The sequence below is a fragment of the Martinezella sp. CNPSo 3732 genome (assembly GCF_057784515.1).
Genome location: NZ_JBXSOO010000025.1, coordinates 36,315 through 50,406, shown reverse-complemented (window position 1 = coordinate 50,406; position 14,092 = coordinate 36,315). Strand labels below are relative to the sequence as shown.

Genomic DNA, 14,092 nt, shown 5'->3' with positions numbered 1-14,092 from the left:
AGGCGTGTGCTGCTTGGGAGATCGTATCAGAGGATCCGTTCAGAAAGGATTCCAGGTCGGGTTCGGCGTGACCTTCAGATAACCCATGTTGATGCCGAGGCGTGCGCCAAGGCCAGTGCGGATCGGAACGAGTACGATGTTGTTGTTCTTCAGAACCGTCATGCCGAAGCCGGCAACCACGAAAGCCTGACCACTGACGCCGCCGAAGCGGGTATAGACGCTGTTGATGCTCGGCAGATCGTAGACCAGCATCATGACGCGGGTGCCTTGGCCGCCGTAGTCGAGGCCGAGGGACGGCCCCTGCCAGTAGAGCGGATGCTCGCCGGCATTCTTGGTGTTGAGCTGGCCTTCGCCATAGGTCAGGCCTGCTAGGAATGCGCCGGAGCCTTCCTGGCCGAGGATGTAGCCATTCGGCAGGCCATATTGCTGGAAGGCACGTTCGACCACTTTGGCGAGGCCGCCGCTGGTGGAGCCGAAGAAGGAGTGGCCGGCATCAACAATTTCCTGTGCCGAATATTGATTGGTGGGCGCGGCAGCGGCCTGACGGACCGGCAACGCGAAACTCACGAATGCGACAATGGCCAGAATCAGGCCGAGGCCGAGCGTTCTGGTGCCGGGGCTTGGCATTCTCTTCAGGAATTCATAGCGCATGGAAGTCTTCCGTTCATCATGTCGGTGCAACAGGGACGAATAGGCAACGCATTCGCCTGAATGCGCCACGCATGGCACGCCCCCATTTCAGACCATTCCGCCCATCTATCGCAGGACGAATCGCGTGCGAAAAAGTCTGATGGTGATGAATGCATTTTGCGTCGATGGTCTTAACAATCGGTTTACCAAATATGGTGTCATTATGGCGCGCGGTACACTGGCTGCGAAACCCTCGGGCAACCTTACCGTGGCAAGGTGGAACTACTCGCTTTGCCCTGTCAGCATTCAGGAGACAATGAATGTCGAAAAATCCCAATCTCACTCTGACCGGACCGGATCTGGCCGCGCTGCTGTGCAGCCGCGTCTGCCATGATGTGATCTCGCCGGTCGGGGCGATCAACAATGGCCTGGAGCTGCTCGACGAGGGTGGTGCCGACGCCGATGCGATGGATCTGATCCGTACCAGCGCACTCAACGCTTCCGTTCGGCTGAAATTCGCACGTCTTGCCTTTGGCGCCTCTGGCTCGGTCGGCGCGTCGATCGACACCGGTGAAGCGGAGCGGGCCGCCAAGGATTTCGCCGCCGCCGAGAAGAAGACCGAGGTCAGCTGGGTCGGTCCGCGCGCGATCATCGCGAAGAACCGCGTGAAGCTGCTGCTCAATCTCTTCCTCGTTGCCTATGGCGCCATTCCGCGCGGCGGCAATATCGAGGTGACACTCGAAAATCCGGAGTTCGACGCCAAGTTCACGATCGCCGTCAAGGGGCGGCTGATGCGCGTGCCGCCGAAATTCGCCGAAATCTGCTCAGGCACGCTGGAGGAGGCGATCGACGCACATTCGATCCAGCCCTACTACACGGTTCTTCTTGCCGACGAGAGCGGCATGGAGCTTTCCTACAATGCGACGCCGGAGGAATTGACCTTCGTGGCGACCATGGCTACCGCTCAATAACGGTTCATTCCGTCCGCGTTTTCGCCCGCAGTCGATCTCCGGCTGCGGGTTTATTTTTTCGTGTATCGAAAATTCCGTGCAATCTCGGGGTTGTCCGCTCAATTGATAATGTAGCGGTAACGAATCCTTAGCTTGCTGCTCCTATCGTTTCAATTTGAAGCCGACATCGGATGATGGCGGCTGATGCCAGGGAGCTCACACATGCAGCGGTTCATGATAACGGATACATCGGATGTCGTACGGAAGGTCGGCAAACGAATCCTGTCCGAGCTGGATTTTCTCGTGAGCGAAGCTGGAGACGCGCGCGAAGCGCTGATGCGCTGCCAGGCCGAAATGCCTGACTATCTGCTCGTCGATGCCGGCATGGAAGGGGCGCTCGAGCTCATCGCCAGCATCCGCGCCATGCCCGATGGCAAGGACGTGAAGATCTATTACTGCGTAATCGAGGCGGATCTTCGCAAGCTGATGGCCGGAAAGCGCGCGGGCGCGACGGATTTTCTGCTGAAGCCCTTCGATCGCAAGATCCTGACGGCCATATTCGGCAATCGCGCCGCCGCCGCCTGATCTCAATGGGATATCACTGCAACGACCCATAGCCGCCCTTTTTAGGCGGCTTTTTTTAATTTTCATCGGGGGTGGGCACAAAAATCCCGCCTCGAAGGGCGGGATTTTTGCATATTCGGCGGTAAAGGCGGGGATGCGGCTCAGGCGCTTTCGGCGAAATCGCTGCTGTCGGGCTCGCGCAGCACATAGCCGCGGCCCCAGACGGTTTCGATATAGTTGGCGCCACCGGCGGCGTTTGCCAGCTTCTTGCGGAGCTTGCAGATGAAGACGTCGATGATCTTCAGTTCCGGCTCGTCCATGCCGCCATAGAGGTGGTTGAGGAACATTTCCTTGGTGAGCGTCGTGCCCTTGCGCAGGGAGAGCAGTTCCAGCATCTGATATTCCTTGCCGGTCAGATGCACGCGCTGGCCGCCGACTTCGACGGTCTTGGCGTCGAGATTGACGATCAGTTCGCCCGTCATGATCACTGACTGGGCGTGGCCCTTGGAACGGCGGACGATGGCGTGAATGCGGGCGACCAGCTCATCCTTGTGGAAAGGCTTGGTCATATAGTCGTCGGCGCCGAAGCCGAGGCCGCGAACCTTGTCCTCGATGCCGGCCATGCCGGAGAGGATGAGGATCGGCGTCTTGACCTTCGAGAGGCGCAGCGTGCGCAGCACTTCGTAGCCAGACATATCGGGGAGATTGAGATCGAGAAGGATGATGTCGTAGTCGTAGAGCTTTCCGAGATCCACGCCTTCCTCACCGAGATCGGTGGTATAGACGTTGAAACTTTCGGATTTGAGCATCAGCTCGATGCTCTGCGCTGTTGCGCTATCGTCTTCAATGAGTAGTACCCGCATAATTGTCCCCTTTACCGCCGCCGAAAGGTCGTCAGCCCCTTAACGCGATACCGATCAAATCACTGCTTGATTTGGAAGCTGCCATGTAATGGTTAACAAATTCTGATTCACTCTGGCAAGTCGTATCGAATTTATTAAATAATTTTTCCATTCCACTGTTTTCCAACGACAATCAGTAAAATTGACTCCTAAAGTATTGCATTAACAACCAACGCCAAGTGATTCATCCGACTCACCAATGCCGACATGTCGAATTCCGACCACAACATTTACCGAGCCTTAAATCATTGCGCCTATCATTAACGATGCCCGTAAACGAAAGGTTACCAGCGGTAGGCTTTTATTAAGATCGCTGGAAATTTTTTTAACCAAGCCGTCTCAAAGCGGTTCGGCGGACGGGAATATCGAGAGCCGGGGTCTCGCATCACGGGAGTAATGCGTATGAAGTCACGTGAGAGCCTTGTTCGCCTGAAAGAGTTTCAGGTGAACGAAAAACGCCGTCAGCTGCAGCAGTTGCAGATGATGATGGCGGAATTTGACCGCATGACGAAGGAGCTGGAAAGCCAGATCGTCGTCGAGGAGAAGAAGTCCGGCATTTCCGATCCGAGCCACTTTGCTTACCCGACCTTTGCCAAGGCTGCCCGCCAGCGTGCGGACAATCTGCAGGTGTCGATCCGCGAGCTGCAGGTTCAGGAAGAGGCGCTGGAAAATTCGCTCGAGGAAATGCAGGCCGAATATGCCAAGGCCGCAGCTCTCGAAGAGCGGGATGGTTCGGGTCCGGCGCGGGCACGCGCCTGAGATCGCAATTCCGTCTTCTCCTTCGGATCAAGCATCTTGCGTTCCGATGCGGGGGTCCATCTTCGGAATGCGAAGGGTATGACGGCAGCAGCATATGAAAGCTGCGCATGACTGGCCGTGACGGGGCCGGCCATGCGCAGCTTTTGCGTTTTTAGAAATAATCCGACTGGGTGGACGGATTATTGCCTGCACATCCACCCGTTCTTTGCGCGTGAACGCGTACCTCCTCGCTTGAAGCAATTCCTTCAGAGATTGACGACGTCATGCCAGTCGTCATGACGTTGCGCTTGAGCCTTGAAGAAGGGGCAGAGCGGGATGATCTTCCAGCCGCCGCGCCGCGCCTCTTCGACGGCGTGAAGCGCCAGCGCCTGGCCGACTCCCTTGCCACGCAGGGCATCCGGCACGCCGGTATGATCGACGATGATCAGCTTGGGGGACGTGCGGGAGAAGGTCATCTCCGCCTCGTGGCCTTCGACCGTTGCGACATAACGGCCGCCGGATGTATTGTTTTCGTTGCGGATATCCATGATTTTCTCCCTTGTCGCGTCTGATGCAACTAGGATTGCATGTGCTCCGACACCTGCCAACCTTCGAGATTGTTAACGGATCGTTTCCGTTTAAGTCGATGTCAAAAATGCGGACCGGCCAAGCCCTTTAACTCTAGGCAAGCTGGACGCTACGAGGGCGCTTCAGCAAATAATTCGGGCCTCTTTCACAAGAAAAGAGGCCCGAACACAAAATAGAAAAGGTGGTGCTGTCGCTGCTGTCAGTGGCGATACTGCTGTATGCGGGTCGTCCGAAGGCCAGCCAGGCCATGGGTATTGATGGACGACTGCCAGGAGAGGAACTCTTCGACGGTCAACGTATAACGTTCGCAGGCTTCTTCCAAGCTGAGCAGACCACCACGCACGGCGGCGACAACCTCTGCCTTACGACGAATGACCCAGCGACGCGTATTCGGCGGCGGAAGGTCTGCTATCGTCAGCGGGCTGCCATCGGGGCCGATGACATACTTCACTCGGGGACGTATCATTTCGGTCATTGGACTCTCTACACACACTCAAGACCACGTGTGGCACTCTAGCTTGCCACATTTAAAAATTGCCTAAGCACATGGTAAGACTTTGCTAATAATTTTAATCAATGTGGCGAAGTGCTGATTTGCGTATATCGTGCCTGAGCAAATCAGCCGAAAGCCCCTGTTATTTCAGGGTAAATCGCATTCATTCTATGATTTTTCGTCAGTAAAAACTTACGCTTTCGGGCCGAAATCGCAGAAGCTCGTATGCTGCTCTCAGGCTCGGGAGCAGGCTCAAGAATTGTTTTTTACTTGCAAAAATAAACTTACGCCGACACGCCGTGCTTCTGTCCGCCCCAGCAGATGAAGTGCGGATTGGCAAAGTCGGCATCCGCGCTCTGGTCGGTCTTGCCATAGGTCAGAAGGCTACCCTCGATGGTAACCGTCTTGCCGCCCGCCGCCCGCAGGACCGCATCGCCGGCCGCCGTATCCCATTCCATGGTACGGCCGAAACGCGGATAAACATCTGCTTTGCCCTCGGCGAGCAGGCAGAATTTCAGCGACGAACCGATCGACGTGCAGCCGGAAACCGCATTGTCCGTAAGAAAGCCTTCGGTTTTCGCATTGCTGTTACAGCGGCTGGCAAGCGCCGTCAGCTTGGCCGGAGGTTCACGCACTGCAATGTTGACGCGACTGGTAATGGCAAAATACTTGTCCACCATCAGCTTGCGTGCCCTACCGGGCTCGCCGGTAAAGGCGACGCCGAGCGCCGGTGCGTAGACGATACCGATCACGGGGATGCCGTCCTCGATATAGGCGATGTTGACGGTGAACTCATCCCGATGCTCGATGAATTCTCGGGTGCCGTCGAGCGGGTCGACCAGAAAGAAGGCGCGGCCGTGCACATCCGGAATCTTGCCGGCTGAAACCTGCTCTTCGGCAATGGCCGGGATATGGGGAAAGTCGCGCTCGAGGTACCTGAGAATGATGTGTTCAGCGCGTTCGTCGGCTAGCGTGACGGGGCTCATGTCCTGTTTCAAGGCAACCGAATAGCCGGCACGATAGACCTCCAGGATGGCCTTTCCTGCTTCGAGCGCCGCCTTTTCGAATGTTGCAAGCATCTGCTTCTTCGTCTTCCGCGCGCCGTCCGCGCCTGAACTCTCCGGACATTATATATAGGAAGTTGCGATTGCGAAGTTTAGATTTCCGATGCCCGGCTTCCTTCGCCTTAACGCCTGAGCAAAGGTTTAGCAACAGCGCTCGGCATGGCTTCCGAACGGGTGGGCTTTTCGGCAGGTCGGCGAGGTATTCTTCCGAGAGCAAACACTGTCCGTCACTGCGCATTCGGAAAAGATCGTGTTCTGTTTGCGAAGCTTTTTCGCTCTTTCGGGACTTGTCGTTTTTATTGCATATGCGAATGTGCGGCCGGGTAATGATCAGGATGAATGCATGCGTTATTCGGCTTATCAGCTTCTAAAACAGGCGTTTTCAGGCAATCGCCATTGGCAGCCGGTGTGGCGTACGCCGGAGCCGAAACCACATTATGACGTGATCATCGTCGGCGGCGGCGGGCATGGCCTGGCAACGGCCTATTATCTCGCCAAGGAATTCGGCATTACCAATGTCGCCGTGCTGGAAAAGAGCTATATCGGCTCGGGCAATGTCGGCCGCAACACGACGATCATCCGTTCCAATTATCTGCTGCCCGGCAACGAGCCTTTCTACGAGTTCTCGATGAAGCTCTGGGAAGGGCTGGAACAGGATTTCAACTACAATGCCATGGTGTCCCAGCGCGGTATCGTCAATCTGTTCCATTCCGATGGCCAGCGCGATGCCTATGCCCGGCGCGGTAATGCAATGCGCATGCACGGCGTCGATGCAGAACTGCTCAATCGCGAGCAGGTCCGCCGGATGATGCCCTATCTGAACTTCGATCATGCCCGCTTTCCGATCCTCGGCGGCCTCCTGCAGCGGCGCGGCGGCACGGCGCGGCATGATGCGGTCGCCTGGGGTTATGCGCGTGGCGCCGACAGCCGCGGCGTCGATCTGATCCAGCAATGCGAAGTGCTCGGCATCCGCCGCGACGAGGGCGGTGCTGTGACGGGGGTCGAAACGAACCGCGGCTTCATCGGCTGCAACAAGCTGGCGCTTGCGGCCGCAGGTCATACGTCGATTCTCGGCAATATGGCCGGTCTGGAGCTCCCAATCGAAACGCATGTGCTGCAGGCTTTTGTTTCCGAAGGGCTGAAGCCTGTTATCGACAATGTCATCACCTATGGCGCGGGACACTTCTATATATCCCAGTCGGACAAGGGCGGCTTGGTCTTCGGCGCCGATATCGATTACTACAGCTCCTATGCGCAACGCGGCAATCTTGCGACCGTCGAGCATACGATGGAGGAGGGGGTGTCACTCATTCCCGGCCTGTCGCGCGTCCGCGTGCTGCGCACCTGGGGCGGCGTCATGGATATGAGCATGGACGGTTCGCCGATCATCGATCGGACGCCCATCGAAAATCTTTATCTGAACTGCGGTTGGAATTATGGCGGCTTCAAAGCGACGCCGGCCTCGGGCTTCTGCTTCGCGCATCTGATCGCCAAGAACGAGAGCCACGATGTCAGCCGCCTTCTGCGTCTTGACCGCTTCGAGCGCGGCTTTGCGATCGACGAAGGCGGCAAGGGTCCGCAGCCGAACCTGCATTGAGGGCACAATACCAATGGCAAGCTTGATCAACTGCCCGCATTGCGGCGTGCGACCCAAGGAAGAATTCTCCATTCGCGGCGCATCCGTCGCCCGCCCGGCAGCGACCGCGCCGGACGAGGACTGGAACCGTTACATCTTCATCCGCGACAATGAGCGTGGCCGGATTGAGGAATATTGGCACCATAGCGCCGGGTGTCGCCGCTGGCTGGTCGTCGACCGCAGCAATGTCACCCATGAGGTCTTTTCCGTTACCGACGCCGAGGACAAGGCGAAGGAGGCGGCACGATGACGGCCTATCGTCTGTCGACCGGCGGTCTCGTCAATCGCAGCCGCCCGCTTTCCTTCCAGTTTGACGGCAAGGAAATGAAGGGGCTGGAGGGCGATACACTCGCCGCGGCTCTCCTTGCCAACGACCAGATGCTGGTCGGACGCAGTTTCAAATATCACCGGCCGCGCGGCATTCTGACGGCGGGCTCGGCCGAGCCGAACGCGCTCGTCACCATCGGCAAGGACGGGCGCACAGAACCGAATACGCGCGCCACTGTCGCCGAGCTTTATCAGGGCATGGCGGCTGTGAGCCAGAATCGCTGGCCATCGCTGAAGCACGATTTCGGCTCGGTCAACAGTTTGCTCTCGCCCTTCCTGGGTGCCGGCTTCTACTACAAGACCTTCATGTGGCCGGCTGCCTTCTGGGAGAAGGTCTATGAGCCGATCATCCGGCGCGCTGCGGGCCTCGGCAAGGCGGTCATGCAGGCGGATCCGGACCGTTACGAAAAGGCCTGGGCGCATTGCGATCTGCTTGTGATCGGTTCCGGTCCGGCGGGGCTCATGGCGGCTCTGACCGCTGCCCGCGCAGGCCTGCGTGTCGTATTGGCCGACGAAGGTTTTCGACTTGGCGGCTCGCTATTGTCGGAAAAACTGACGATAGGCGGCGCTTCTGCCGACGTTTTCGTGCAGGCGATCCTTCAGGAGCTGCAGAGCTTCGAGAACGTCACCTTGATGCCGCGCACCACCGTGTTCGGCTGGTATGACGGCAACGTTTTCGGTGCCGTCGAGAAGGTGCAGAAACATGTGGCGATGCCGTCGCCCGACTTGCCGGTCGAACGCCTCTGGCGCATCGCCGCCAAGCGCGCCATTCTCGCCTCGGGCGCCGAAGAGCGGCCGCTGGTGTTCGGCGGCAATGATCGCCCAGGCGTGATGATGGCCGGCGCCGTGCGCAGCTATCTCAATCGCTATGGCGTCGTTGCCGGGCAGAAGGTGGCGGTCTTCACCAATGGCGGCTCGGGCTACCGCACCGCGGCTGACCTCGCCGCTGCGGGCGTCGAGATTTCGGCAATCCTCGATACGCGCGCCGCTTCGGCCGATGCTGCCCCCCAGGGCGTGCGCGTGGTTCGTGCGGCAAGCGTCCACGCGACCAAAGGCAAATATCGCATCAGCGGCGTCATCGCCGATCGCGGCGGCCTGGATGAGCTGATCGCCTGCGATGCGCTGGCCATATCGGGCGGATGGTCGCCGATCATCCACCTTGCCTGCCAGAGGGGCGCCAAGCCGGTCTGGTCGGATGAGAAGCAGGCCTTCATGGTGCCGATTGTCTCTGGCGAGTTGGAGATTGCCGGCTCGGCTGCGGGCATCGAGAGCGTTTCCGGTTGTCTTACCGACGGGGCGGAAAAATCGCGAAAAATCGTTGAAGGTTTCGGCCACAAGGCTCATGAGGTTGAACTGCCCGAAGTGGAGGGCGAATATGATCCGTCCTTCGCGGCGATCTGGCATGTGCCGGGCGCGAAAGACAAGGCATTCATCGATTTCCAGAACGATGTCCACACCAAGGATCTTGGCCTCGCTTTGCGCGAAGGCTTCGGCCATGTGGAACATGCCAAGCGCTACACGACGAGCGGCATGGCCACGGATCAGGGCAAGCTCGGCAATGTCAACGCCGCCGGCATCATCGCCGGCATGCGCGGCGTCAGCCCGGCGGCCGTCGGCACGACGACATTCCGGCCGTTCTATACGCCAGTATCCTTTGGTGCACTGGCGGGAACCGCGCGCGACAAGCATGCGCAGCCGGTTCGGGAATCGCCGCTGCATGGATGGGCGAAGAAGAACGGCGCCAGCTTTGTCGAGGCCGGCCTCTGGTATCGTTCGTCCTGGTTTGCCCGGCCGGGCGAGAAGGGTTGGCGCGACAGCGTGGACCGCGAGGTTTTGAACGTGCGCAACAATGTCGGGATCTGCGACGTGTCGACGCTCGGCAAGATCGAGATTTTCGGCAAGGATGCGGCGGAGTTTCTCAACCGGCTCTATTCCAACGCCTTCCTGAAGCTGCCGATCGGCAAAGCCCGCTACGGCCTCATGTTGCGCGAGGACGGCATGGTCTTCGATGACGGCACGACCAGCCGGCTGACGCCCGACCACTTTTTCATGACGACCACGACGGCGATGGCCGGCGAGGTGATGGCGCATATGGAATTCGCAGCGCAGACGCTTTGGCCGAAGCTAGACGTTCGTTTCGTGTCCTCGTCCGATCAGTGGGCGCAGATGGCGATTGCCGGTCCGAAGGCGCGGCTGGTGCTGGAGCAGATTGTCGAGGACGATATTTCCGACGCGTTCTTCCCGTTCCTTGCCGCTGCTGAAGTGATGCTGAAGGGCGGCCTCAGGGCGCGTCTGTTCCGCATCTCCTTCTCGGGCGAACTCGCCTATGAACTCGCGGTCCCGGCCGGCTACGGCGAGGCGGTCGCCGATGCCGTTATGGAAGCCGGCAAGGCGCATGGTATCTGCCCCTATGGCGTCGAAGCGCTCAACGTGCTGCGTATCGAGAAGGGGCACGTCACCCATAACGAACTCGATGGCCGCACCACGCCTGACGATGTCGGGCTTGGCCGCATGATGTCGACGCAGAAGCCGGATTTCATCGGCAAGCGGCTGTCCACCCGCTTTGGTCTGACCGCCGCCGACCGCGGCCAGCTTGTGGGTCTGAAGCCGATCGATACGGCCAAGGAAATTCTCGCCGGAGCGCATATTTTGAAGGAGGGCGCGAGGCCTTCGACCGTGAACGATCAAGGGCATGTCTCCTCGGCGTGCTTCTCGCCGATGCTCGGTCATTCCATTGCGCTCGCTTTCCTGAAGTCGGGCCGGGAGCGCATCGGCGAGCGCGTGGTCGTCTGGGATGGATTGCGGGGTGAGGAAGTGGCGGCAGAGGTCTGCAGCCCCGTCTTCATCGATCCCGACAACAAGAAGCTTCTGGGGTAAGAGATCGATGAGCGTTGCGTTTCAGAACAGGCATGTGCTGGAAGATCATATTTCCGGTTTCGAGGCTGCCGCAAATCCGAATCATCTCGCCGTCGTGCGCCGGCCGGCGATCTTCTCCGTGCTCGCGAAGGCCGGGGAGCAGGATAGCGTTTTGGCGAGCCTCAAGGCGCTGAAGGATGTATCGGTTCGCGATGTCGGGCCGAGGGAATGGTTCGTTGTGTCGGACGCGCTCGGTGCCGATAGCGTTGCGCGGGATCTCTTCACGCTCGATCCCGCCCGTGCCTCTTTCTTCGAGCAAAGCGACGGCCGCGTGCTGCTGCGCATTTCCGGCCCTAGCGTCCGCCGCATTCTCGCCAAATGCGTGGCTGTCGATCTGCATCCGCAGGTCTTTGCCGAAGGGCAGTCAGCCAACATGCTGTGCTGCCATGTCAGCGCCAATGTTGCCCGCACCGGTCCGGATCGTTTCGAAATCATCGTGCCGCGCTCCTATGCGGGCAGCGTGTTCGAAGAGATCATGGAAATGGGACGGGAGTTCGCGCTCACGGCCGGTTTCGCCGATTGAGAATCCCTATGTCGCCGAATGTCGTATGACTTGCCAGCCGGCTTGCGCTGCCAATAGCCGATGGCGCGATCCGAACAATTGCGATGGCGCAAACAGACATATCGGTTTCGCAGTTCGGGCTATTTGGCCTATCGGATAGTCTCTAGGTTTCCTCTCAAATAAGGCCGGTCGCGCGGGAAGACACCCCGCGGCTTCGCGCCGAAAACAGGGGATTCCCAATGAAAAGCCATGCCAAGGTCGTCGTCATCGGGGGCGGTGTCGTCGGATGTTCGGTGCTCTATCACCTGACGAAATTCGGCTGGACGGATGTGGTGTTGCTCGAACGCTCCGAGCTTACATCCGGCTCGACCTGGCATGCGGCAGGCGGCATGCATACGATCAACGGCGATCCGAACGTTGCCAAGCTGCAGAAATATACGGTCGAGCTCTACAAGGAGATCGAAGAGTATTCGGGCCAGGATATCGGGCTGCACCTGACTTCCGGGCTGATGCTGGCGGCCACCCCGCAGCGCTTCGACTGGCTGAAATCCATTCTCGCCAAGGGCCGCTACAATGGCCTTGAAGCGACGCTGCTGACGCCGAAGGAAGCGCATGAGATGATGCCGCTCCTCGATCCCGATCAGTTCGTCGGCGCTCTTTACGATCCCGTCGAAGGTCATCTCGATCCCTATGGTACCACGCATGCCTATGCCCGCTCCGCCAAGAAGAACGGAGCGGAAATCTATCTGCACACCAAGGTCGAAGAGCTGGTGCAGCGCGAGGATGGTTCCTGGCGCGTCATCACCAATCAGGGTGAGATCATCGCCGAGCATGTCGTCAACGCCGCCGGCCTCTGGGCGCGCGAAGTCGGCCGCATGGTTGGGCTGGAGCTGCCGGTGCTTGCGATGGAGCACATGTATCTCATCACCGAGGACATGCCCGAGGTCATCGACTTCAACAAGACGACAGGCAAGGAGCTGATGCATTGCGTGGATTTCGACGGCGAGATCTATCTGCGCCAGGAGCGGCAGGGCATGCTGATGGGCACCTATGAAAAGGCCTGCCGTCCATGGTCGCCGCTGACGACGCCCTGGGATTTCGGCCACGAGCTGCTGGCCGAGGATATCGAGCGCATCACGCCGGAGCTTGAAGTCGGTTTCCGCCATTTCCCGGCTTTCAACAATGCCGGCATCAAAAGGATCATCAACGGTCCCTTCACCTTCTCGCCGGATGGTAATCCGCTTGTCGGCCCGGTCCGTGGCTTGAGGAACTACTGGTCGGCCTGCGCTGTCATGGCTGGCTTCAGCCAAGGCGGCGGTGTTGGTTTGGCGCTCGCCAACTGGATGATCTACGGCGATCCGGGCTTCGATGTCTTTGCCATGGATGTTTCCCGCTATGGCGACTACGCCACGCTCGCCTATACCAATGCCAAGGTGCGCGAAAACTATGCCCGCCGCTTCTCGATCCGCTATCCGAATGAGGAGCTGCCGGCTGCTCGTCCGCTGCTGACGACGCCGATCTACGACAGACTGAAGGAAGCTGGCGGCGTATTCGGCGCCTATTATGGTCTCGAGCAAGCCCTGTGGTTCGCGCCGAAGGGGGAGGTCGACCAATTCTCCTGGCGCCGCTCCAACGATTTCAATGTCGTCGGCGCGGAAGCCAAGGCGGTGCGCGAGAGCGTCGGCCTGATGGAGACCTCGGGTTTTGCCAAATATTCGGTCAAGGGGCCGGGTGCGGAAGCTTTCCTCGACACGCTGTTGACCTGCCGCATTCCCGCCATTGGCCGCATGACGCTGGCGCCGATGCTGAAGCATGACGGCAAGCTGATCGGCGATTTCACGCTGGCGAAGCTGGGCGAGGGGGATTTCCTTCTCATCGGCTCCGGCATCGCCGAAGCCTACCATATGCGCTGGTTCGAAAGCCTGCTGCCGAAGGACGGCTCAGTCCGGCTCGAAGCACTCGGCCTTTCGCTTCTCGGCCTTTCGATCGCTGGCCCGAATGCCCGCAAGTTGCTGCAGAAGCTGACCCATCAGGATCTCTCGACCGCCGCCTTCCCCTTCATGTCGATCCGCCGCATGGATATCGGCATGGCGCCTGCGATCGTCGGCCGCGTCTCCTATACGGGTGATCTCGGCTATGAAATCTGGATGAAGCCGGAATATCAGCGTTACATTTTTGATCGGTTGATGGAGGAGGGCGCCGAATTCGGCATTCGTCTCTTCGGCCTGAGGGCGCTGAACGCGCTGCGCCTCGACAAATCCTATGGCAGCTGGGCGCGCGAATACCGGCCCCTCTACGGGCCGTTCGAGGCCGGCCTCAACCGATTCGTGGCGCTGTCCAAGGAGGCCGATTTCATCGGCAAAGCGGCGGCCGCCAAGGAAAAGGCGGAGGGCGGCACGCTGCGCCTGCGAACCTTCATCCTCTCGGCCAGGGATGCCGATGTCATCGGCGATGAGCCGATCTATCACAACGGTGCGGTCTGCGGCTGGGTGACCTCAGGCGGCTATGCTCCCGTTTCCGGTCTTTCCGTCGCTGTGGGCTACGTGCCGAAGGAAATCGCCGACGAGGCGCAGGGCTGGTCGATCGAGCTGCTTGGGGAGCTCTTGCCGGCAAGGCTGCAGGCCGAGCCGCTGTTCGATGCGGATGGTGCGAGGATGCGGGCGTAACGTCGCGGTTCAGATGACCATTATGGCGGGCCCTGGCGAGGCCCGCCTTTGACAAGAGCTCTTCAGAGTGCAGGCGTCGTTTGACGGTTTTGGCTAATTTTGAGCCATGGCCTGCC

At 59.3% G+C, this 14,092-nt stretch carries 13 protein-coding genes; 8 read left to right on the top strand and 5 right to left on the bottom strand.

Features of this window, described 5'->3' with window-relative positions:
• Positions 1-39: 39 nt before the first annotated feature.
• Positions 40-651 carry a DUF1134 domain-containing protein gene (locus AC13RM_RS28435; protein WP_095435615.1) on the bottom strand — a complete coding sequence of 204 codons (612 nt, stop codon included), beginning with the start codon at positions 649-651 and terminating at the stop codon, positions 40-42.
• 299 nt (positions 652-950) lie between these two features.
• Here AC13RM_RS28435 and chpT point away from each other — a divergent pair, with 299 nt between their 5' ends.
• The gene (gene chpT / locus AC13RM_RS28430) at positions 951-1,601 is read left to right on the top strand and encodes a histidine phosphotransferase ChpT (RefSeq protein ID WP_488555946.1); all 651 of its coding nucleotides are present in this window, start codon (positions 951-953) and stop codon (positions 1,599-1,601) included.
• Positions 1,602-1,802: 201 nt separating this feature from the next.
• Entirely contained in the window at positions 1,803-2,165 is a 363-nt protein-coding gene (locus AC13RM_RS28425; protein ID WP_113229958.1) for a response regulator, read from the top strand.
• A 140-nt stretch (positions 2,166-2,305) separates the two neighbouring features.
• Here the strand turns inward: AC13RM_RS28425 and ctrA are convergent, their stop codons facing one another.
• Positions 2,306-3,007, bottom strand: a complete 702-nt coding sequence (gene ctrA / locus AC13RM_RS28420) for a response regulator transcription factor CtrA (RefSeq protein ID WP_069611718.1) — start codon at positions 3,005-3,007, stop codon at positions 2,306-2,308.
• Positions 3,008-3,448: 441 nt separating this feature from the next.
• Here ctrA and AC13RM_RS28415 point away from each other — a divergent pair, with 441 nt between their 5' ends.
• Complete coding sequence (locus AC13RM_RS28415; protein WP_075851407.1) at positions 3,449-3,805, top strand: flagellar export protein FliJ; 357 nt, start codon at positions 3,449-3,451, stop codon at positions 3,803-3,805.
• Positions 3,806-4,050: 245 nt separating this feature from the next.
• Here the strand turns inward: AC13RM_RS28415 and AC13RM_RS28410 are convergent, their stop codons facing one another.
• From AC13RM_RS28410 to cysQ, 3 genes are all read right to left on the bottom strand, one after another.
• Positions 4,051-4,332 carry a GNAT family N-acetyltransferase gene (locus tag AC13RM_RS28410; RefSeq protein ID WP_113229959.1) on the bottom strand — a complete coding sequence of 94 codons (282 nt, stop codon included), beginning with the start codon at positions 4,330-4,332 and terminating at the stop codon, positions 4,051-4,053.
• A gap of 239 nt (positions 4,333-4,571) precedes the next feature.
• The gene (sciP, locus tag AC13RM_RS28405) at positions 4,572-4,847 is read right to left on the bottom strand and encodes a CtrA inhibitor SciP (protein WP_004107124.1); all 276 of its coding nucleotides are present in this window, start codon (positions 4,845-4,847) and stop codon (positions 4,572-4,574) included.
• Positions 4,848-5,149: 302 nt separating this feature from the next.
• Positions 5,150-5,944 carry a 3'(2'),5'-bisphosphate nucleotidase CysQ gene (gene cysQ / locus AC13RM_RS28400; protein WP_113229960.1) on the bottom strand — a complete coding sequence of 265 codons (795 nt, stop codon included), beginning with the start codon at positions 5,942-5,944 and terminating at the stop codon, positions 5,150-5,152.
• A gap of 328 nt (positions 5,945-6,272) precedes the next feature.
• Between cysQ and AC13RM_RS28395 the strand changes: the two genes are divergently transcribed.
• From AC13RM_RS28395 to AC13RM_RS28375, 5 genes are all read left to right on the top strand, one after another.
• Entirely contained in the window at positions 6,273-7,526 is a 1,254-nt protein-coding gene (locus AC13RM_RS28395; RefSeq protein WP_113230133.1) for a sarcosine oxidase subunit beta family protein, read from the top strand.
• A 13-nt stretch (positions 7,527-7,539) separates the two neighbouring features.
• A complete protein-coding gene (locus tag AC13RM_RS28390) occupies positions 7,540-7,815 on the top strand; it encodes a sarcosine oxidase subunit delta (RefSeq protein WP_113229961.1) in 276 nt (91 codons plus the stop codon).
• The gene (locus AC13RM_RS28385; RefSeq protein ID WP_488555945.1) at positions 7,812-10,769 is read left to right on the top strand and encodes a sarcosine oxidase subunit alpha family protein; all 2,958 of its coding nucleotides are present in this window, start codon (positions 7,812-7,814) and stop codon (positions 10,767-10,769) included. Before AC13RM_RS28390 ends, AC13RM_RS28385 begins: the two co-directional genes overlap by 4 nt.
• 7 nt (positions 10,770-10,776) lie before the next feature.
• A complete protein-coding gene (locus tag AC13RM_RS28380; protein ID WP_488555944.1) occupies positions 10,777-11,331 on the top strand; it encodes a sarcosine oxidase subunit gamma in 555 nt (184 codons plus the stop codon).
• A gap of 218 nt (positions 11,332-11,549) precedes the next feature.
• On the top strand, positions 11,550-13,976 hold the full coding sequence (locus tag AC13RM_RS28375; RefSeq protein ID WP_488555943.1) for a GcvT family protein: 2,427 nt from the start codon (positions 11,550-11,552) through the stop codon (positions 13,974-13,976).
• The last annotated feature ends 116 nt before the right edge of the window (positions 13,977-14,092 follow it).

Excerpts from the sequence above, each read along its gene's own strand:
- AC13RM_RS28435 (WP_095435615.1), bottom strand. The coding sequence starts at position 651 with ATGCGCTATGAATTCCTGAAGAGAATGCCAAGCCCCGGCACCAGAACG.
- chpT (WP_488555946.1), top strand. The coding sequence starts at position 951 with ATGTCGAAAAATCCCAATCTCACTCTGACCGGACCGGATCTGGCCGCG.
- AC13RM_RS28425 (WP_113229958.1), top strand. The coding sequence starts at position 1,803 with ATGCAGCGGTTCATGATAACGGATACATCGGATGTCGTACGGAAGGTC.
- ctrA (WP_069611718.1), bottom strand. The coding sequence starts at position 3,007 with ATGCGGGTACTACTCATTGAAGACGATAGCGCAACAGCGCAGAGCATC.
- AC13RM_RS28415 (WP_075851407.1), top strand. The coding sequence starts at position 3,449 with ATGAAGTCACGTGAGAGCCTTGTTCGCCTGAAAGAGTTTCAGGTGAAC.
- AC13RM_RS28410 (WP_113229959.1), bottom strand. The coding sequence starts at position 4,332 with ATGGATATCCGCAACGAAAACAATACATCCGGCGGCCGTTATGTCGCA.
- sciP (WP_004107124.1), bottom strand. The coding sequence starts at position 4,847 with ATGACCGAAATGATACGTCCCCGAGTGAAGTATGTCATCGGCCCCGAT.
- cysQ (WP_113229960.1), bottom strand. The coding sequence starts at position 5,944 with ATGCTTGCAACATTCGAAAAGGCGGCGCTCGAAGCAGGAAAGGCCATC.
- AC13RM_RS28395 (WP_113230133.1), top strand. The coding sequence starts at position 6,273 with ATGCGTTATTCGGCTTATCAGCTTCTAAAACAGGCGTTTTCAGGCAAT.
- AC13RM_RS28390 (WP_113229961.1), top strand. The coding sequence starts at position 7,540 with ATGGCAAGCTTGATCAACTGCCCGCATTGCGGCGTGCGACCCAAGGAA.
- AC13RM_RS28385 (WP_488555945.1), top strand. The coding sequence starts at position 7,812 with ATGACGGCCTATCGTCTGTCGACCGGCGGTCTCGTCAATCGCAGCCGC.
- AC13RM_RS28380 (WP_488555944.1), top strand. The coding sequence starts at position 10,777 with ATGAGCGTTGCGTTTCAGAACAGGCATGTGCTGGAAGATCATATTTCC.
- AC13RM_RS28375 (WP_488555943.1), top strand. The coding sequence starts at position 11,550 with ATGAAAAGCCATGCCAAGGTCGTCGTCATCGGGGGCGGTGTCGTCGGA.